19 protein-coding genes are annotated in these 18,763 nt (G+C 28.9%); all 19 read left to right on the forward strand.

Annotated features, from left to right (window positions below; translation table 11 throughout):
• Window positions 1-51: 51 nt before the first annotated feature.
• The 19 genes from J2Y38_RS13510 (at window position 52) to J2Y38_RS13600 (ending at window position 18,762) form a co-directional block, all read left to right on the forward strand.
• The gene (locus tag J2Y38_RS13510; RefSeq protein ID WP_309843381.1) at window positions 52-903 is read left to right on the forward strand and encodes a glycosyltransferase; all 852 of its coding nucleotides are present in this window, start codon (window positions 52-54) and stop codon (window positions 901-903) included.
• Window positions 893-1,891, forward strand: a complete 999-nt coding sequence (locus tag J2Y38_RS13515) for a glycosyltransferase family A protein (RefSeq protein WP_309843382.1) — start codon at window positions 893-895, stop codon at window positions 1,889-1,891. The genes J2Y38_RS13510 and J2Y38_RS13515 overlap by 11 nt, the downstream gene beginning before the upstream one ends.
• On the forward strand, window positions 1,888-2,733 hold the full coding sequence (locus J2Y38_RS13520) for a glycosyltransferase (RefSeq protein ID WP_309843383.1): 846 nt from the start codon (window positions 1,888-1,890) through the stop codon (window positions 2,731-2,733). Before J2Y38_RS13515 ends, J2Y38_RS13520 begins: the two co-directional genes overlap by 4 nt.
• Complete coding sequence (locus tag J2Y38_RS13525) at window positions 2,733-3,635, forward strand: glycosyltransferase family 2 protein (protein ID WP_309843384.1); 903 nt, start codon at window positions 2,733-2,735, stop codon at window positions 3,633-3,635. Before J2Y38_RS13520 ends, J2Y38_RS13525 begins: the two co-directional genes overlap by 1 nt.
• Window positions 3,636-3,637: 2 nt before the next feature.
• Window positions 3,638-4,576 (forward strand): nucleotide-diphospho-sugar transferase, encoded by a 939-nt coding sequence (locus J2Y38_RS13530; protein WP_309843385.1) that lies wholly within the window; start codon window positions 3,638-3,640, stop codon window positions 4,574-4,576.
• Between the two features lie 70 nt (window positions 4,577-4,646).
• The gene (locus J2Y38_RS13535) at window positions 4,647-5,279 is read left to right on the forward strand and encodes an acyltransferase (protein ID WP_309843386.1); all 633 of its coding nucleotides are present in this window, start codon (window positions 4,647-4,649) and stop codon (window positions 5,277-5,279) included.
• 27 nt (window positions 5,280-5,306) lie between these two features.
• Entirely contained in the window at window positions 5,307-6,155 is an 849-nt protein-coding gene (locus J2Y38_RS13540; protein WP_309843389.1) for a class I SAM-dependent methyltransferase, read from the forward strand.
• Window positions 6,156-6,179: 24 nt separating this feature from the next.
• Entirely contained in the window at window positions 6,180-7,322 is a 1,143-nt protein-coding gene (locus tag J2Y38_RS13545) for a glycosyltransferase family 1 protein (RefSeq protein WP_309843392.1), read from the forward strand.
• Between the two features lie 34 nt (window positions 7,323-7,356).
• Window positions 7,357-8,301: a glycosyltransferase family 10 domain-containing protein gene (locus tag J2Y38_RS13550; protein WP_309843395.1), complete on the forward strand. Its 945-nt coding sequence runs from the start codon at window positions 7,357-7,359 to the stop codon at window positions 8,299-8,301.
• Window positions 8,302-8,360: 59 nt separating this feature from the next.
• Window positions 8,361-9,149: a glycosyltransferase family 2 protein gene (locus J2Y38_RS13555; protein WP_309843398.1), complete on the forward strand. Its 789-nt coding sequence runs from the start codon at window positions 8,361-8,363 to the stop codon at window positions 9,147-9,149.
• A complete protein-coding gene (locus J2Y38_RS13560) occupies window positions 9,134-10,024 on the forward strand; it encodes a glycosyltransferase (RefSeq protein WP_309843399.1) in 891 nt (296 codons plus the stop codon). The genes J2Y38_RS13555 and J2Y38_RS13560 overlap by 16 nt, the downstream gene beginning before the upstream one ends.
• Window positions 10,025-10,028: 4 nt before the next feature.
• On the forward strand, window positions 10,029-11,048 hold the full coding sequence (locus tag J2Y38_RS13565; protein ID WP_309843402.1) for a glycosyltransferase: 1,020 nt from the start codon (window positions 10,029-10,031) through the stop codon (window positions 11,046-11,048).
• Between the two features lie 20 nt (window positions 11,049-11,068).
• Window positions 11,069-12,163, forward strand: a complete 1,095-nt coding sequence (locus tag J2Y38_RS13570; protein WP_309843406.1) for a glycosyltransferase family 4 protein — start codon at window positions 11,069-11,071, stop codon at window positions 12,161-12,163.
• Between the two features lie 13 nt (window positions 12,164-12,176).
• Entirely contained in the window at window positions 12,177-12,836 is a 660-nt protein-coding gene (locus J2Y38_RS13575) for an acylneuraminate cytidylyltransferase family protein (protein WP_309843407.1), read from the forward strand.
• 20 nt (window positions 12,837-12,856) lie between these two features.
• Window positions 12,857-13,897: an N-acetylneuraminate synthase gene (gene neuB, locus J2Y38_RS13580; RefSeq protein ID WP_309843410.1), complete on the forward strand. Its 1,041-nt coding sequence runs from the start codon at window positions 12,857-12,859 to the stop codon at window positions 13,895-13,897.
• The gene (gene neuC, locus J2Y38_RS13585; RefSeq protein ID WP_309843412.1) at window positions 13,890-15,023 is read left to right on the forward strand and encodes a UDP-N-acetylglucosamine 2-epimerase; all 1,134 of its coding nucleotides are present in this window, start codon (window positions 13,890-13,892) and stop codon (window positions 15,021-15,023) included. Before neuB ends, neuC begins: the two co-directional genes overlap by 8 nt.
• 32 nt (window positions 15,024-15,055) lie before the next feature.
• Window positions 15,056-16,489 carry an MBOAT family O-acyltransferase gene (locus tag J2Y38_RS13590; RefSeq protein ID WP_309843413.1) on the forward strand — a complete coding sequence of 478 codons (1,434 nt, stop codon included), beginning with the start codon at window positions 15,056-15,058 and terminating at the stop codon, window positions 16,487-16,489.
• Window positions 16,489-17,370 (forward strand): hypothetical protein, encoded by an 882-nt coding sequence (locus J2Y38_RS13595; RefSeq protein WP_309843414.1) that lies wholly within the window; start codon window positions 16,489-16,491, stop codon window positions 17,368-17,370. The genes J2Y38_RS13590 and J2Y38_RS13595 overlap by 1 nt, the downstream gene beginning before the upstream one ends.
• A 6-nt stretch (window positions 17,371-17,376) precedes the next feature.
• Window positions 17,377-18,762 carry a UDP-glycosyltransferase gene (locus J2Y38_RS13600; RefSeq protein WP_309843416.1) on the forward strand — a complete coding sequence of 462 codons (1,386 nt, stop codon included), beginning with the start codon at window positions 17,377-17,379 and terminating at the stop codon, window positions 18,760-18,762.
• The last annotated feature ends 1 nt before the right edge of the window (window position 18,763 follow it).

An 18,763-nucleotide genomic window follows, 5' to 3' on the forward strand; every position in this document is an offset into this window, starting at 1 on the left:
AATTAAATGAATAATTTAAAAATTCTAAGAGGTTAAATGAACGGTAATTATATGCAAAAGACAGTTTCGGTTAATATGATTACTTATAAGCATGAATCCTATATTGAGCAGGCTATAAAAGGAATTTTAATGCAGCAAACGGATTTTGATTATGAATTAATTATCGCCGATGACTGTTCTCCTGACAGAACAGAGGAAATAGTTAATGATTTAATAAAAACACATTCGCAAGGAAGTAAAATCAAATATTTCAGGCATAAAAAAAATATTGGAATGCAAGCTAATGGTATTTTTGCCTTTAATCAATGTTCAGGAAAATATGTTGCACTTTGTGAAGGAGATGATTATTGGACAGATCCATTAAAACTGCAAAAACAAGTAGATTTCTTAGAAGCAAATTTAGATTATAGCATTTGTTATCATAAAGTCCAAGTATTAAGGAATGGCGTTTTAGAAGAAGATGATATAACCAGTGAAGTATCAGAAACAACAACAATAAAAGATCTTGCTAAAGGAAATTACATTCACACTTGTAGTGTAGTTTTTAGAAATAAATTATTTAGTAAGCTGCCTAAATATTTTCATAAAGCACCAGTTGGAGATTATTTTCTGCATATGCTTAATGCCAAGTATGGAAAAATTAAATTCTTAAATGAATTTATGAGTGTATACAGACTTCATGATAATTCTATATGGTCTTCTCAGACTCAATTAAAAAGAGAAGAAATTTGGATAGATTTCTTAAAAAATATAAGAAAAAATTTTGATTCTGATGTTCAAGAAATACTTAATGATCAGATAAAAAAATATGGAGGATCGGTTGAAAAAGAAAAAGTATTCGATTTTAATCAATTCAAAAAAATATTCAAAAAGCTTTTAAAAAAAATTAGAAGTGATAAATAACTTACCATTAATTTCTATAATTGTCCCAAATTTTAATCATGAAAAATATTTGGCAGAACGTCTAGATAGTATTTTTGCCCAAAACTATTCAAACTTTGAAGTTATCTTACTAGATGATTGCAGCACAGATAACAGTCGGGAAATTTTGTCTATCTATGCAAAGAATGAAAAAGTTTCTCATTGTGTTTTTAACCAAATTAATTCTGGAAATACATTTAAACAATGGTCAAAAGGAATATCATTAGCAAAAGGTGATTTAATTTGGATTGCAGAAACAGATGATTATTGTGACAATAATTTTTTACAAAAATTGACAGAACCTTTTCAAAATGATTCAGACGTTGTTTTAGCCTATTGCCAGTCAAATAGAGTTAATGAATTTGGAGAAATAACAGGAAATTGGATTACTCATACTAATGACATTGACGAAAATTTATTTTTGAATTCTTTTACAATGAATGCAAATAAATTCATTGAAAAGTTTTTAATATTCAAAAATGTAATCCCAAACGCAAGTGCTGTAGTGTTTAAAAAAGATGCGGTTAATATTGAAGACCATTTTGATATAGCAGATGAGTTTAGATATTGTGGAGATTGGATGTTTTATTTTAAATTAATCGTAAATAAAAAAGTAGCATTTATACCCGAGTCATTAAATAATTTTAGGTATCATTCAACAAGTGTTATCGCAAAAGCCATTCAATCAGAAAAGAGAATTGCAATTATTGATATTGATTATAAAATGCGAAAAGTTTTAATGGATTATTTATCAACTATAAATATTGATAATATTCATAAAATTAAAGTAGAAAATAGATTTATAAAACGAAACTTTTTAACCTACGAAAAGGCTTTTTTACTTATTAGGGGAGGGAAAAAACTGCACGGTTATCTACTGTTATTAACTATAATAGATGTTTTTTATAAAAATTATAAAATACGTAAAAACCTTAGTATTAAAATAAAAAGATTCTTTAAAACAGCTTGACACTTTCAATAATAATATGTTCAAGAACAGTAGAAATCAATCCAATACTTTCAAGTAATATTGATGAAACAATTGGTGTTGATTACGAATTGATTGTAATTGATAATTCCGAAAATAAATATTCTATTTTTGAAGCCTATAATGTTGGAATTATTAAAAGTAAAGGAATTTTTTGCTGTTTTATTCACGATGATATTTTTTTTCATAACAAAAATTGGGGAAAAATAGTCCAGAATATATTTGAGCAGGATTCTAAAATAGGACTGATAGGTGTGGCAGGTACAAAAGTAAAAACCAGAATGCCTTCAGCCTGGTGGGATTGTCCCGAAAATGTTAAGAGTATTAATATAATTCAGCATCTTAAATCTGGTCATATAGAACATTGGGAGAAAGGCTGGGAGAAAAAGATTGAAGAAGTAGTAGCGATAGATGGAGTTTTTATGGCCGCCAGACGACCTGACAAAATTCATTTTTCTAATACGTTAACAGGATTTCATAATTACGATTTGAACTTGTCTTTTGAATATTTAAAACATAATTACAAAATTGTGGTGGCAAAAGAAATTTTGATCGAGCATTTTTCTATAGGAACAATCAATTCTTCATGGTATCAGTCTGTAATTAAAATACACGATATGTATGCTGATATATTACCATTGCAATTAGATATAAAATCAAATTTTAATTTAAAAAAACTAGAATTTGACAATGGTGCAAAGTTTCTTCTCGAATCGTTTAAGCATATAAAAAAAATACATTCAATAAAAATTTGGTGGAAACTACTTTTATTAAAACCAAAATCAAAACTTCATCTGAAGTTTTTTAAAATGTTACTACGATAATGATTGCAATTATAATTCCTTATTATAAGATAACCTTTTTCGAAAAGACATTAGAATCATTAGCTAATCAAACAGATAAAAGATTCAAGGTTTATATAGGCGATGATGCCAGTCCAAAAAGTCCGGTTTTGCTTCTAGAAAAATATAAATCAAAATTTGATTTTGAATATTATCGTTTTGAAACTAATTTAGGAAGCATTTCATTGACAAAACAGTGGGAAAGATGTATCTCACTTTCTGAAAAAGAAGATTGGATAATGATCCTAGGTGATGATGATTTTTTAGATCCTTCGGTAATTGAATCCTGGCATCGAAATTTTGAAAAATTTAAAGATAAATCGAATGTAATTAGATTTGCAACAAAAATTGTTTTAGAAGATTCTAATACAATTTCAGACGCATATATTCATCCTGTTTGGGAATCAGCATCAGATTCTTTTGTGAGAATTTTTAAAGGAATAACGAGAAGCTCATTATCGGAATATGTTTTTTCAAAAGCCAGTTATAAAAAGTATGGTTTTAATAATTATCCTTTAGCCTGGTGTAGTGATTATAAAGCATTTTTAGATTTTCCGGATGGTAAATTAATATACACCATAAATGAATCTATTGTATTCTTTAGAATTTCTAATATTAATATATCTGGCCAGCAAGAAAATGCAATCTTAAAAAAAGAGGTTAGCATTCGTTTTTTTAGGGATGTAATAATAAATTATTTACACACATTTAAAAAAGATCAAAGACTGGAATTGCTGATGACTTATGAAGTTGCAATAAAAAAAGACAGAAAACCAACGTTAAAAGAATGGTTTTTTATAATGAAACTTTACTTTTTAAACTTTAGGCTAATGCCATTTGTAAAATCGATTAGAAGATTTCTTATTAGTATTCTTAAAAAATAGCCATGTTTGAAACCCCAATATTATTTCTTATTTTCAATCGTCCCGATACTACAAAAGTAGTTTTTGATGAGATAAAGAAACAAAAGCCTAAATATTTATTCATTGCTGCAGATGGAGCGCGGCCAAATGTTGTTCAGGATGCTGAAAAATGTAAAATAACCAGAGATTTAGTTCTTGAAGGCATAGATTGGGAATGTGAAGTGAAAACATTATTTCGAGATGAAAATTTAGGTTGTGGCCTCGCGGTTTCTCAAGCTATAACTTGGTTTTTTGATAATGTAGAACAAGGAATAATATTAGAAGATGATTGTTTGCCACATCCTTCTTTTTTTAATTATTGCCAAGAGTTATTAGAAAAATATAAAGAGGATGAAAATATTTATGCAATTAACGGAAGTAATTTGCACAGTGAAAAAAGAGTTGATAACTCGTCTTATTTTTTCTCTAATTATGCGTTTGTTTGGGGATGGGCAAGCTGGAAAAGAGCCTGGAAACAATACGATTTTGATTTAAAACATTTAGAAAAATTTAAAACCAATAATTTAATAAATAGAATCGATAATAGAGCAATATTTAAAAATTATTGGATCCCAATATTCGAAAAAGTTTTAAATAAAGAGATCGATACATGGGATTATCAGTGGAGCTTTTCTATTTGGAATAATCAGGGAATTGTGATTGCTCCAAACGTAAATCTGGTATCTAATTTAGGTTTTGGAATAAATGCAACACATACAACTGGATCAAGTGAATTTGAAAATTTACCAACAGAAAACATAGGAAATATTGTTCACCCCAATAATATCCAAGTTAACAAAAATATAGATAGATATATTTCAGATGTTTGTTTTAAAATTGTTAGAAATAAAGGAGGTATTAAACAAACAGTATATAATATTGTTAAAAGAGGATTTAAATATTTAAAAAAATCAAAAGGCTGATTTTCAATAGCAATTAAAAGATTATTTTAATTATGGGATTATTTCAAATTGAATTCAAAATTCATTTTTCATGCTAAAAAAAGTAAAGAAAAAAATAAAATCACTACTACTAGGTAAAAAAAACATTGATTTACAGTCTAATAAATCAAAGTATATTTTATCTGCGCCTTCTTCTGATATTTCCTCTCTCAATATATTTGTGAGAAAACCTTTAGAGGAAAAAAAATATTTAGAAATAGGTGATGAATCTATCATAAAAGGGGATTATATTTTTGAAATTCAGGAAGGGAAAATAAAAATTGGAAATAGAACCTTTATTGGTGGCGGGCTTTTTATTTGTATCGATGAAATTGAAATTGGCGATGACGTTTTGATTTCCTGGGGATGCACATTTATCGATAATAACTCTCATTCAATTGTTTGGTCAGAAAGAAAAGACGATCTATCTCAATGGAAGAAGGGTTTAGAAGAAAATAAAATAGGTGGATTTTATAAAGATTGGAGTAATATTAAGAGAGGGAAAATTAAGATTAAGAATAAAGCCTGGATTGGATTTAATAGTATTATTTTAAAAGGGGTATCGATTGGTGAAGGAGCAATAATTGGAGCAGGAAGCGTTGTAACAAAAGATGTTGCTGACTGGACAGTTGTTGGCGGAAATCCAGCTGTAGTTATAAGAACCATTCCTGAAAACGAAAGATAAAAACACAAAAAAGCAAACAAAGAATTCATGAATTGTAAAATTTGTAAATCTAATTCAGAGAAAATATTTTCTGGCAAAATATTAAACAAATACGAAATAGATTATTTCAAGTGCCAGAACTGTGGTTTTATCCAAACCGAAGAGCCTTTTTGGCTGCAAGAATCCTATTCTTCAGTTATTGCAATGACTGATATTGGATTAGTTGCCAGAAATTTAAGTTTTCAAAATATTACAACCTGGATTATAAAAAATTACTTTAATTATAAAGCAAAGTTTATTGATTTTGCTGGCGGTTATGGTTTGTTCGTAAGATTAATGCGAGATAGAGGATTAGATTTTTACAGACAGGATTTTTATTGTGAAAATTATTTTGCACAATATTTTGATGTAACAGACCAAAACAATGCAGATAAATATGAACTACTAACTGCCTTTGAAGTTTTTGAACATTTGGTTCATCCTTTTGAAGAAATTGAAAAAATGTTTGATTATTCTGATTCTATATTTTTTTCGACAGAATTACAGCCGCAAATAGAAATAAAATCAATACAAGATTGGAGATATTTTGCAAAAGAAACGGGGCAGCACGTTGCATTTTATAATATAAAATCATTGGAAATAATAGCAGAAAAATTGAATTGTCATTTTTATTCAAATGGAAATAATCTTCACATTTTGACAAAAAAGAAATTGATTTCAAACCCTTTTCAAAAGTGGCAGAATAAAAATAGAAAATCCTTTGTTGTTAGAGGACTTTATAAAATTATTAGAAAACTAGAACACTCTAAGAACCAGAAAATAAATCAAATTCATTCAGAAAGTCTACTGGAAAAAGATTATCATATGATAATAAATAAAATTAATAACAATAACTAATGTATTTAATTTTATAAAGCCAAAATGAAAATTTTAGTACATCCACAAACATTCAATTTGCAAAAATATGGAGGTATCTCTAGATATTACACAGAAATATTTTCAAGACTTTCTAAAAATAATAAGGTCAAAATTCCTCTATATGGTACTTCTAACATTTACTATAATGAAAGTAACCTAGTAACCTTTAAGCAAAAAATATATTCACTATATATAAAATTACTTGAAAAATTTAAAATTCGTCGTTTTGAAAAAACACGAAAACGAAATGATAAATTTTTTAAACGAACAATTTTAAAAAAAGACTTTGATGTTTTTATACCAACATATTATGATGTGAGTTTTTTAAAATTGATAGACTCAAAGCCTTTTGTGTTGACAATTTATGATATGATTTATGAATTGTTTCCACATTATTTTGAAGATCAGAAAGAAATAATTTCATCGATTAGTAGTAATAAATTGCTGCTAATGGAAAGAGCAACAAGAATTATTGCCGTTTCACAAAACACAAAACGTGACATTATTAAAATATATCCACATATTGATGAATCTAAAATTGATGTAGTATATCACGGTTGTTCAATAAAAATTGTAGAAGCACATACATATAAACTTCCAAAAAATTATATCTTGTTTGTAGGAACAAGGGCTAATTATAAAAATTTTATTTTTTTAGTAAATTCTATAAAAGAACTTTTAAAACTAAATAGCGATCTAGTTTTATTGTGTGCAGGTGGAGGAGAATTTGATAACGAAGAAAAGGGATTTTTAAAAGAATTAAGTCTGGAAAATCAAGTTATTCAAAGAGAATTTAAAGATGATGAATTAGGCCTTTATTATAAAAATGCAATTTGTTTTGTTTTTCCTTCTTTATATGAAGGATTTGGAATTCCGGTTTTAGAATCAATGACTTGCGGATGTCCGGTAGTTTTATCAAAACATAGTTCTTTTCCAGAAGTGGCAGGTGAAGCAGGAGTTTATTATGAAACAGGAAATCCAGAAGATTTAAAAAATAAAATTTATTCATTAGTTCAAAATCCTATTTTACGAAATGAATTTTCAATAAAAGGACTAGATCAAGTTAATAAATTTAGTTGGGAAAAAGCAGCAGCAGAATGTTTAGCTGTTTATAAAAAAGCTTATACGACATCAATTAAGCAATAAGAAAATTTATATGATAAGCGAAAATCGATCAGAAATGAAAGAAGTACGAATTAACTTCGTTGACTTTTGGCCATTAGATAAAACGAATAATTATTTCTACAATTTATTATCAGAGCGTTATAATGTGATCATAGATGAAGCAAATCCTGATTTGCTTTTTTATTCTTGTTTTGGTACAGAATATCTTAAATATAAATGCAAAAGAATTTATTTTACAGGAGAAAATACTAGACCAAATTTTTCTGCCTGTGATTTTGCTTTCACTTTTGATTTTAATAACAGAGAAGATCATTACAGACTGCCGCTTTATCTATTGTACATAGATGAAGACAATATGAATAACAAAATTTCTGAAATTAAATCCAGAAATGAATTAGCAGAAAGCTGGAGCCAAAAAAAGAAATTATGCTGTATGGTTGTTTCTAATCCAAACGCTTTAGACAGAATTAATTTTTTCCATAAGCTGTCAACATATATACAAGTTGACTCAGGTGGAAAAGTATTGAATAATGTTGGAGGACCAGTTCCCAATAAAAAAGAATTTATAAAAGAATATAAGTTTGTAATTTCTTTTGAAAATGAATGCCATGATGGCTATACAACAGAAAAAATTATCGAACCAATGTTTGTTGACAGTATCCCAATTTATTGGGGAAACAAACATGTAGATAAGGAGTTTAATACTAAGAGGTTTTTAAATTATCATGATTTCGAAACAGAAGAAGCTCTTATAGAACGATTGCTTGAAATTGATAAAAATCCGGAAATTGCACTTGATATATTATCTCAGCCAGTATTTAATGAAAAAATTGACACACCGGTTAAAATAAGAAAAGATGTTTTAGAAATAATTGATACTGTTATAAATTCACCTAAAAAACCTAAAGCACAAACTTATAAGGAATTACTTCACTTGATGAATACAGAGTATAAGAAAAATATAAAAAAAGCTATAAAGAGAATATTGTTTATTAAATAGTATTTCAGTCAGAAAATTAAACACAAGAATTTATTACTGAGATTTAACTATATCAAACTATGCAGCCATACTTGTCAATCATTACTATTAATTTTAATAATAGAACAGGTCTAGAAACAACCATGCAGTCCGTATTGTCACAAACATTCAAAGACTTTGAATATATAGTGATTGACGGAGGAAGTAATGATGAAAGTAAACAATATATTGAGAGTCAGGAAAAATATATTCAGTTTTGGGTTAGTGAGCCAGATAATGGCATTTATAATGCCATGAATAAAGGGATTAAAATAGCAAATGGTGAATACTTGTTGTTTTTAAATAGTGGCGATTTTTTAAATGGAAATACTTCTTTAAAAGATTTTATAAATCATTCTGATTTTGAAGGAGATATTATTTATGGAGATTACAAATTTGAAAGCGGTTTCAAAATATTCCCCGATTATTTATCTCCACTATATTTTGTACGCACTTCATTACCACATCAAAGTACATTCTTTAAAAAAGAAGTTTTTGAAAAAATGGGACTTTACGATGAGCAGTATAAAATAGTTTCAGATAGAGATTTTTTTATCAAATGTTTTTTAAGTGATAAATTTATTTTTAAACATATTGAATATCCTCTTACGGTTTTTGATCTTAAGGGAGTGAGCAATGATGCAGCTCATCAAGAAAAACATTTGTTAGAATGTGATAAGATGCTTCAAAATCATTATGGTATTTATTATGAAGACTATAAAAAAATGCTGCAATTACAGCAAGAATTAAATCAAACTCGTAAAAAAACATTTTTTGGTTTGATGAAAAGAGTTAAAAACAAGATAAAAAAAATATGTCGCATCCGCTAGTTAGTATAATTGTTCCAACTTACGATAGGACAGAATTTCTTAAATTGACTATTGAAAGTATCATTAATCAAACCTATAAAAATATAGAAATTATTGTTGTAGATGATGGTACACCGCATGATAGAAACTTACTTCTCTGTCAAACATTTGAAAAAGTAAAATATATTAAAATTGAAAATAGCGGAGGTCCGGCAAAACCAAGAAATACAGGAATTAATTTAGCAAAAGGTAAATACATTGCTTTTATAGATGATGATGATTTATGGCTTCCTCACAAAATTGAGACCCAGGTTAATATTTTAGAACAAAATCCAGAGTTTGGTTTAATTCATGGCTGCTGTGAGATAATTAATGAAAATGGAACACTTCAAGCACAGATAGCCGGCAGACCAGGATCTATAGATGTAAAACATGGAAATGTTTCTATGAAAATGACGGGGAATTGGACTTTAATGACTCCTTCGGTTCTTTTAAATAAAACGATTGTAGATAAAGTAGGATTGTTTAATGAAAAAATGCCTTCTGCAGGTGAAGATGCTGAATACTGGATTAGATGTTCTTTTTTTACCAAGTTTTATTACGTTGACGAACCATTAGTTCAATATAGAGTTCATAATGATAATATTTCTACAGAAGCAAAAGGATATGCTGATCTCTCATTGTTTTTAAAAAAGGTCCTGACTAAATTCAATTCTGAAAAAATCATAGATAATATTCAGTATAACATACTTTTAAATAATCTTTGCGCAATGCAGATTAAAATGATTAAGAAGTTTAGTTATAAATCGGTCCTTAATCTTTTTGAATTAAATCCATTTTGGATATTTAAATGGAGAAATTTAAAATTACTTACTTTTATTTTAATAAAAAGATAACAAGATGCGAGTAGGCTATAATCCAAATAAAGATAAGGTACAGGAAGATAATGTCTTTTTTCATCAGGTTGTAATACCCGTTTATATACCCAATCAGGAAGGTTATTTTAAAGACAGTTTTAAAATTCTTCAATATTGTTTAGAATCACTGTTTAAAACCTGTCATAATAAAACATATTTTACAATCGTCAATAACGGAAGTAATAATGAAGTAGTAGAGTATTTAAATAACCTGTATCATGATAAAAAGATACATGAGTTAATTCATACTTCGAATATTGGTAAAATCAATGCTGTTTTAAAAGGAATAACAGGGCAAAATTTTAAACTTATAACAATTGCAGATGCAGATGCATTGTTTTTAAATGAGTGGCAAAATGCAACTTATGAAGTTTTCAAAGCTTTTCCAAAAGCAGGTGCCGTTTGTCCAACGCCTTCTCCAAAATCGTTCAGCAATAAAACAGCAAATGTAATTTTTGAGAATCTTTTTTCTAATCTATTAAAATTTACTGCCGTAAAAAATCCCAAAGCTTTACAATATTTTGCAAATAGTATTGGAAATCCTGAATTTTATAAAAACACGCATTTAGAAAAATATCTTACCCTTTCTAATGGAAATCTAAAAGCAGTTATTGGAGCAGGACATTTTGTAGCAACTTACAGATCTGATGTATTCTCTAATCTTGGTGTTCTTTTTTCAGACTATAGCTTAGGAGGAAATAGTGAAGACGAAATCCTTGATAAAACAGTGGTAAGAAATGGGCTATGGCGATTATCTACAGAAGATAATTTTGTTTACCATATGGGCAATGTTGAAGAAGAATGGATGCTGCAAAAATTAGAAAAAACAATAATCTCGTCTGATAATATAATAGAAGAGGTTCAATTTGATAAACAAAAAGAAAAAAAGATAATCTCATGGATAAAAAATGACCTGTTTTATAGATTTATCTTTCAAAAAAATATAAAAAAGAAGTTCTTAATATATAAAGGCTTAACAAAAGAAGAAGCAAAAAATTATTAAAAAAAGAAACTCTAATTTAAATGGCAAAAACAATTTTAATCTCTCAATTATCGTTGCCCTATTCAAAGATAGGAAGCTGGACAACTTTGTATAAAAATTACATTTGTTCTCAACTTAACCAATTAGATTATATTGTTTGTGAACAACCGAACAGTTCTTTTAGCAATATCAAATACAGTTTTGTAAAAAACACTTTCCTGACAAAGGCTTTTAGAAAATTTACTAAAAAAAGATATTTATCATATATAAAAGCTTTAGACAAAATCGTGAATAATGAAGAAAAATTTATTATTCAAATAGTAGATAATTTTTATGTAGTTGAACACGTTGTAGATTTTTTGAAAAAAAGAAAAATTCGCAGTAATTGTTATATTCAATTTTTTTACCATAGTTACCCTCCTTTTTTTGACAATCAAAAAGGCAATTGTTTTTTTGAGTCAATAGATGAACTGGTTCTTTTAACTTATAAATCATATCTGGCTCACAAAGAATATTATACTGCTTTACCAACTAAGGTTTCGATTTTACATAACGGAATTGATAATAAGAAATTCTTTAAAATTGAAAATTCAACAAAAGATCAGTTAAAAGAACAATTTAGTGTAAAGGATAAAAAAGTATTTGTTTGGTGCTCGCAAGACAGACCTAAAAAAGGATTACACATTATACTCGAAGCTTGGAAAAATATCTCTATAAAATATAATAATATCGAATTATGGATTATTGGATGTGAGCCAAAACAAGAGCAAGAAGGAGTGAAGTTTTTAGGCAGAATTCCAAATGAAAATATTGCACCTTATCTGCAAAGTGCTGATTGTTATTTGTTCTCTTCACTATGTCAGGAAGGATTTCCTTTAAGTCTTACAGAAGCTTTGCATTCTGGCTGTTATTGTATTGCCTCAAACGTGGGTGGAGTATCAGAAATAATGCAAAACGGTAAATTTGGAAAATTAATTGAAACACCGCATTTTGTCTCATCTTGGGAAGGTGCTATAATTGAATTTATCGAACAGCCACTAAAGTTTGATTCTGTTCCGGAAAATTTATATACCACAGAAGCATGGAATTTAGGTATGAATGAAATCATTGAAAAAGCTAAATCAAGATTAGATTGAAAAAAGAAACCAAATGAAAACAATAGCTATAATTCCAGCCCGTGGAGGATCGAAACGCATTCCTGAAAAAAATATTCAATTACTGGGTGAATTACCTTTAATTGCTCATTCAATAGTATATGCACAGGAAAATAGTGATATAATAGAAAATATATACGTTTCTACTGATGATGCAGAAATAAAAAAAACTGCATTACAATTTGGCGCAAAAGTTATTGATAGACCAATTTCTATTTCGGGAGATATGGAGCCAACGGTTTCTGCTTTAAAACATGTTTTAAAGTCCATTGATTCAGATGTAGAAAATGTTATTTTATTGCAAGCTACAAATCCATTGCGCCCTCAAAATTTATTAAAAGAAGTTTTCGAAAAATATCAAAATGATAATTTGGACAGCATATTTACGGTTTCAAGAAATCATCAAAAATTCGGAAAAATTGCCAATAATAAATTCCAGCCGTTTAATTATACTATCGGGCAGAGGAGCCAGGATTTAGAACCGCTTTTTTTTGAAAATGGGATGCTTTATATTACAAAAGCTTCCTTGATTCTAAAAGATATTATTATTTCAGAAAATGCTTTTCCATTCGAAGTAAATCATATTTTTGCACAAATTGATATCGATACTCCCGATGATTTAGATTATGCGAGATACCTTTATCAAAAACAATAAAACCCCAAATTTTAGAAATAATGAATCCATACATAGAAATTGCAGGTCGTAAAATTGGACCAGATTTTCCACCATTAGTTATTGCCGAAATCGGAATCAATCACGAAGGCTCTTTAAAAGTAGCAAAAGAAATGGTTGATGCTGCACACAGAGCAGGAGTTGAGGTAGTAAAACACCAGACTCATATTGTAGAAGACGAAATGTCTGGCGCAGCAAAAAAAGTAATTCCGGGAAATGCAGATGTTTCTATTTATGAGATTATGGAAAGATGCTCGTTAAACGAATCTGAAGAGTTAGAACTAAAAAATTATGTGGAAAGCAAAGGCATGATTTTTATTTCAACCCCATTTTCAAGAGCAGCTGCCGAAAGATTAAAGAAATTTGATATTCCGGCCTATAAAATTGGTTCAGGAGAATGTAACAATTATCCTTTATTAGAACATATTGCATCATTTGGTAAACCTGTAATTTTAAGTACAGGAATGAATACAATCGAAAGTATTCAAAAAGCCGTAGCAATTTTTGATAAACATAATATTCCAGTTGCGTTATTACATACGACAAATTTATATCCAACACCAATTCATTTAGTTCGTTTTGGTGCAATGGTAGAACTTCACGAAGCTTTTCCAAATAAAGTATTTGGATTAAGTGATCATACTTTAAATAATAACGCTTGTCTAGGTGCAGTAGCTCTTGGAGCGAGTATTTTAGAGAGACATTTTACAGATCACATGCAGCGAACAGGTCCGGATATTGTTTGCAGTATGGATGAGAAAGCATGTGGAGAATTAATTGTTTCAAGTGCAGAAATTGCCTTAATGCGTGGCGGAACTAAAAAACCTGCTCTTGAAGAACAAGTAACAATCGATTTTGCTTTTGCTACTGTTTGTGCCATAAAACCAATTAAAAAAGGAGAAGTTTTATCTAAAGAAAATATCTGGGTTAAACGCCCGGGAACCGGTAAAATTTTAGCTGAACATTTTAATGATTTGTTAGGTAAAACAGCTTCTAGAGATATTGAAAATGACGAGCAATTAGACTTTACTGATTTTGAGTAATTCTACAAAAAAAATATTATTTCTTACCGGCACCCGTGCTGATTTCGGAAAAATAAAATCACTAATTCAAACCCTTGAAGAACAACAGGATTTTGAAGTTTTTGTTTTTGTTACCGGCATGCATTTGCAGGAAATTTATGGATACACTCTGATAGAAATAGAGCGCTGTAACTTTACTAATGTTTATACCTTCGAAAATCATACACACGAAACTACAATGGATTTGACATTGGCAAAAACCATTGAGGGATTGTCAAATTATTGCAAAACAATAAATCCGGATATGATTGTAGTACACGGTGATAGAGTAGAAACTCTTGCCGGTGCTATTGTAGGATCTTTAAATAATATTTTAGTTGCTCACATAGAAGGCGGTGAGGTTTCAGGAACTGTTGATGAATTAATTCGTCATAGTGTTAGTAAATTAAGTCACATACACTTTGTATCTAACAAGGAAGCAGCAAAGAGATTAATTCAAATGGGAGAAGTAAAAGAATCTATATTTACTATTGGTTCTCCAGATATCGATATTATGTTTTCTAGTAATTTGCCACCTCTCGAAACAGCTAAAGAATATTACGGAATTCCATTTAATGAGTTTGCTGTTGTAATGTTTCACCCAGTCACGACAGAATTTAACTCAATGAAAGACTATGCAGCTACTTTTGTTGATTGTTTACTGGAGGATAATCATAATTATATTGTTATTTTCCCAAATAATGATTTAGGGAGTCAATTCATAATCGATGAATTTAAAAGACTGGAAGAAAATAAACGATTTAGAATTTTTCCTTCTCTTAGATTTGAGTATTTTCTAACATTATTAAAAAATAGTCAATTTATAATAGGCAACAGCAGCGCCGGAATTCGTGAAGCACCTTATTACGGAATTCCAATTATAAATATTGGAACACGCCAGCAAAATAGAGCTATTCATGCAGATATTATAAATGTAGATTACTCAGAAAAAAATATAAAAGGGGCACTTTCAAAAATAGACTCTCATAAAGTTCAGGTTTCAGAAAATGATTTTGGGCAAGGAAACAGTAATGAATTGTTTTTGCAATCAATAAAGAAAGACGATATTTGGCAGCTCAATCACCAAAAGCAATTTAGAGATATATAATATCTTTTTTACTAATACCACTTTAAACACTTATGTTTTTTAATTCTATAGCGTTTGCTATCTTTTTACCAATCGTTTTTTTCTTGTATTGGTTTGTTTTTAATAAAAACAAAAGCACGCAAAATGCTTTATTAATTATTGCCAGCTATTACTTCTATTCCTGTTGGGATTGGAGATTTTTATTTTTGTTAGTTTTCTCAACATTTCTGGATTATTATACAGGAATTCAAATTGAAAAAGGAAAATCAGAAAAAAGCCGGAAATTTTGGTTTTGGTTAAGCATTCTGGTCAATCTGGGTTTTTTAGGAATATTTAAATATTATAACTTTTTTGCAGCCTCATTCTCTGAATTATTAAATTCAGCTGGGCTAAAAGCAAGCCCATTATTATTAGAGGTCATCTTGCCTGTCGGAATTTCATTTTACACTTTCCACGGACTTTCTTATGTAATAGATATCTATTTTAAAAGGATAAAAGCCGAATATAATTTTGTAGACTATTCTTTATTTGTAAGTTACTTTCCATTACTCGTTGCAGGCCCAATTGAAAGAGCAACACATTTACTTCCAGAGATAAAAGTTAAACGCGAATTTGATTTAGAAAATGCAAAACAAGGAGTTTATCAAATTATTTGGGGTTTAGTAAAAAAGGTAATTATTGCAGATACGTGCGCAACTTATGCCAATGCTATTTTTGATAATTATACTTCAATGAATTCCTTCTCACTTATTTTGGGAGCCATATATTTTGCTTTTCAAATTTATGGAGACTTTTCAGGATATTCAGATATTGCACTTGGAGTTTCAAAATTGTTTGGTTTGGATTTATTACGAAACTTCAATTATCCCTATTTTTCAAGAGATATAGCAGAGTTTTGGCGCCGCTGGCATATTTCACTTTCGTCTTGGTTTCGGGATTATTTATATATTCCGTTAGGAGGAAGTAAAGGCGGACTTTGGATGAAAATCAGAAATACATTCATCATTTTTGTTGTAAGCGGCTTTTGGCATGGAGCCAATTGGACCTATATTGTCTGGGGATTCATAAATGCAGTTTATTTCTTACCGTTACTTCTTTCAAACAGCAACCGAAATAATATAGACGCCTTTAAATTGAAGTTTAATTTCGATTCTTTTAAAGTACTATTAAGTATACTTTACACATTTTTATTAACCTGTATTGCCTGGGTATTTTTTAGGGCTAGAACTATTACAGATGCTGTTTCGTATTTAAAAAGAATTATTACCAGCAAAGATTTTAGTTTTCAGTATTTAGATAACGAACGTTATAGTTACGAATTGTTACTTATGATTGGAATATTTGTTTTAATCGAATGGAATAATCGTAGTAAAGTAGAACCGCTTTCTGGAAAATGTAGCACTTTAAAAGTAGCTTTGGCAATCTTAGCTATTATGGCTTTTGGAACTTTTTCAGATTATAAAGAATTTATATATTTTCAATTTTAATGAAGAAGTTTTTAATCTATATCGCTAAAATTATTTTAGTAACTGTAATTATAGCATTTCTACTAGACGGATTGTATACATATATTTTTATGCAGTCTGGGAATAGAGGAAAAATTGAAAAAGTTTTTAATTCAAAAGCTCAGAAATACGATGTTGTTATTTTGGGCTCTTCCAGGGCAAATAATCATTTTGTAGCTCAAATGTTTGAAGATAAAGGACTCAAAACGTTTAATTACGGAATGAGTGGCGGACATTTATTTGAAGCTTCATTAATGTTAAAGCTAATGATCGAAAGAAATTATGAAATTAAAAATGTTATTCTGGAAGCCGATTTAAATCTTTCAAACGATCATCAGTCCGAAGGAGTTTCTGCAAAATTCTTGCCTTATATTCATAATTCAGAAGTTATAAAAGATCATTTTTCAAATGAAGCTGACTTTAATGAATTGTATTATATTCCATTTTATAGATATATCAAATATGATGGAAAAATTGGTTTTAGAGAAATTTTTAAAATCCTAAAAGATGAAAAGACAAATGCGTTAGATAATTTAGGATATTACCCGCTTGTAAAACATAAAAATGGCAATATGAAAAATAATATTGTCAATTTAAAACCATTGGCGCATAACAAATATTACGAGGAAATTAAAAATATCTGTAAAATTCACAATATTAATTTTATTCCGGTCATGACGCCAATGTGCGAAAATGTTGTTGGAATGAATTATTTTGAAAAGGTAAAAAAAGCATATCCTGAAATTTATAATTATGAAAATGTAGTAGTTGAAAATAAATACTTTTCATCTTGCGGACATATGACAGATACTGGGGCAAAAATGTTTACTGCCAGAATTTTAAAAGATTTTTTTAAAAAATAATTTTCAATGGAGAAAAATAGAATTGCATTGCTGTTTCCAGATGGCGTTGGTATTAGAAATTATCTTTACTCTAATGTTTTTGATAATTTAGAAGAAGATATAGTTCTGTTCCATAATTTCGATCCGGAAACTATAACGGCAATAAAAGAAAGTACTCCAATTAATGAAGAGATTTTAATTCCCAATTATAAAGAATCTGTTAAAGAGAAATTTTTAAGAGAATTAATCTGCCTTTCGAGATTATATTATAATAATTCTAAAGTCAATAATCCAAGTTTACTGACTAATTGGAATTGGAACCAAAAGGGATTGTCCAAAAAGATATTTTACAAAGCAATTGAAGTATCATCTGTCTTTTTAAAAAAATATTCGAGCATTTTGAAACTGGAAAAAAGGTATCAAAAAGCAATTCGTAAAAATCCATTTTACAATGAAGTAATAAATCTTTTAAAAGACAGACAAATTAATCATGTTTTTTGTTCGCATCAAAGAGCTTTAAGCGCAGCTCCTGTTTTTGCCGCCGCCGCCGATTTAGGAATTAAAACAAGCACCGTAATTTATTCCTGGGATAATTTACCAAAAGCAAGATTAGCACTAAGGGCAAACAATTACTTAGTGTGGTCTGATTATATGAAGGATGAATTAAAATTATATTATCCTGAAATTCCATCAGAAGATATTCATGTTACGGGAACTCCGCAGTTTGAATTTTATAATAACCCAGATAATATAATAGATAAAAACACTTTCTACGAGAAATACAATTTAGATTTAAATAAAAAAATTATCTGTTTTTCTGGTGATGATACCAAAACCTCTCCAGATGATCCTGCATATCTAAAAGATATTGCCGATGAGATTATTAGAGCAAATTTACAGAACGAATATCAAATTCTATTAAGAAGATGTCCAGTTGATTTTTCAGGAAGGTTTGATGCAATTATAAAGCAACATAAAGATTTAATCAAAGAAGCACCGCCTTTATGGTATTTCAGTAAATCAAAAGAATGGAACACGGTTTATCCAACTTTTGAAGATGTTAAATTATTAGTAAGCACAGTATTTTATTCTGAGATAGTAGTAAATGTAGGATCAACGATGGCTTTTGATTTTGGGAAGTTTAATAAACCTTGCGTTTTTATTAATTATGACCAACAGAATCAAAATGATAAAAACTGGTCAGTAAAAACAATTTACCAATTTCAGCATTTTAAGAGCATGCCAGATACTAATGCAGTACTTTGGCTCAACAGTAAAGAAGAGATTATTGATAAAATTATCGATAAAAAAAATTGGAACTCAATAGCTCCTCTAAAAAACTGGTATGAAATTGTTGCTGGAAAAGAAAACAATATTATTTCTAAAATTTCAAATGTTATAAAAAACACTTAAA

Origin of the sequence: Flavobacterium sp. 2755, assembly GCF_031455715.1 — a bacterium.
GTDB lineage: Bacteria > Bacteroidota > Bacteroidia > Flavobacteriales > Flavobacteriaceae > Flavobacterium.

Bases quoted from the DNA above. Each gene is read 5' to 3' on its own strand.
- J2Y38_RS13600 (WP_309843416.1), top strand. From the start codon at position 17,377: ATGGAGAAAAATAGAATTGCATTGCTGTTTCCAGATGGCGTTGGTATT.
- J2Y38_RS13550 (WP_309843395.1), top strand. From the start codon at position 7,357: ATGAAAGAAGTACGAATTAACTTCGTTGACTTTTGGCCATTAGATAAA.
- J2Y38_RS13525 (WP_309843384.1), top strand. From the start codon at position 2,733: ATGATTGCAATTATAATTCCTTATTATAAGATAACCTTTTTCGAAAAG.
- J2Y38_RS13510 (WP_309843381.1), top strand. From the start codon at position 52: ATGCAAAAGACAGTTTCGGTTAATATGATTACTTATAAGCATGAATCC.
- neuB (WP_309843410.1), top strand. From the start codon at position 12,857: ATGAATCCATACATAGAAATTGCAGGTCGTAAAATTGGACCAGATTTT.
- J2Y38_RS13530 (WP_309843385.1), top strand. From the start codon at position 3,638: ATGTTTGAAACCCCAATATTATTTCTTATTTTCAATCGTCCCGATACT.
- J2Y38_RS13590 (WP_309843413.1), top strand. From the start codon at position 15,056: ATGTTTTTTAATTCTATAGCGTTTGCTATCTTTTTACCAATCGTTTTT.
- J2Y38_RS13535 (WP_309843386.1), top strand. From the start codon at position 4,647: ATGCTAAAAAAAGTAAAGAAAAAAATAAAATCACTACTACTAGGTAAA.
- J2Y38_RS13570 (WP_309843406.1), top strand. From the start codon at position 11,069: ATGGCAAAAACAATTTTAATCTCTCAATTATCGTTGCCCTATTCAAAG.
- J2Y38_RS13560 (WP_309843399.1), top strand. From the start codon at position 9,134: ATGTCGCATCCGCTAGTTAGTATAATTGTTCCAACTTACGATAGGACA.
- J2Y38_RS13540 (WP_309843389.1), top strand. From the start codon at position 5,307: ATGAATTGTAAAATTTGTAAATCTAATTCAGAGAAAATATTTTCTGGC.
- J2Y38_RS13555 (WP_309843398.1), top strand. From the start codon at position 8,361: ATGCAGCCATACTTGTCAATCATTACTATTAATTTTAATAATAGAACA.
- J2Y38_RS13595 (WP_309843414.1), top strand. From the start codon at position 16,489: ATGAAGAAGTTTTTAATCTATATCGCTAAAATTATTTTAGTAACTGTA.
- J2Y38_RS13565 (WP_309843402.1), top strand. From the start codon at position 10,029: ATGCGAGTAGGCTATAATCCAAATAAAGATAAGGTACAGGAAGATAAT.
- J2Y38_RS13575 (WP_309843407.1), top strand. From the start codon at position 12,177: ATGAAAACAATAGCTATAATTCCAGCCCGTGGAGGATCGAAACGCATT.
- J2Y38_RS13545 (WP_309843392.1), top strand. From the start codon at position 6,180: ATGAAAATTTTAGTACATCCACAAACATTCAATTTGCAAAAATATGGA.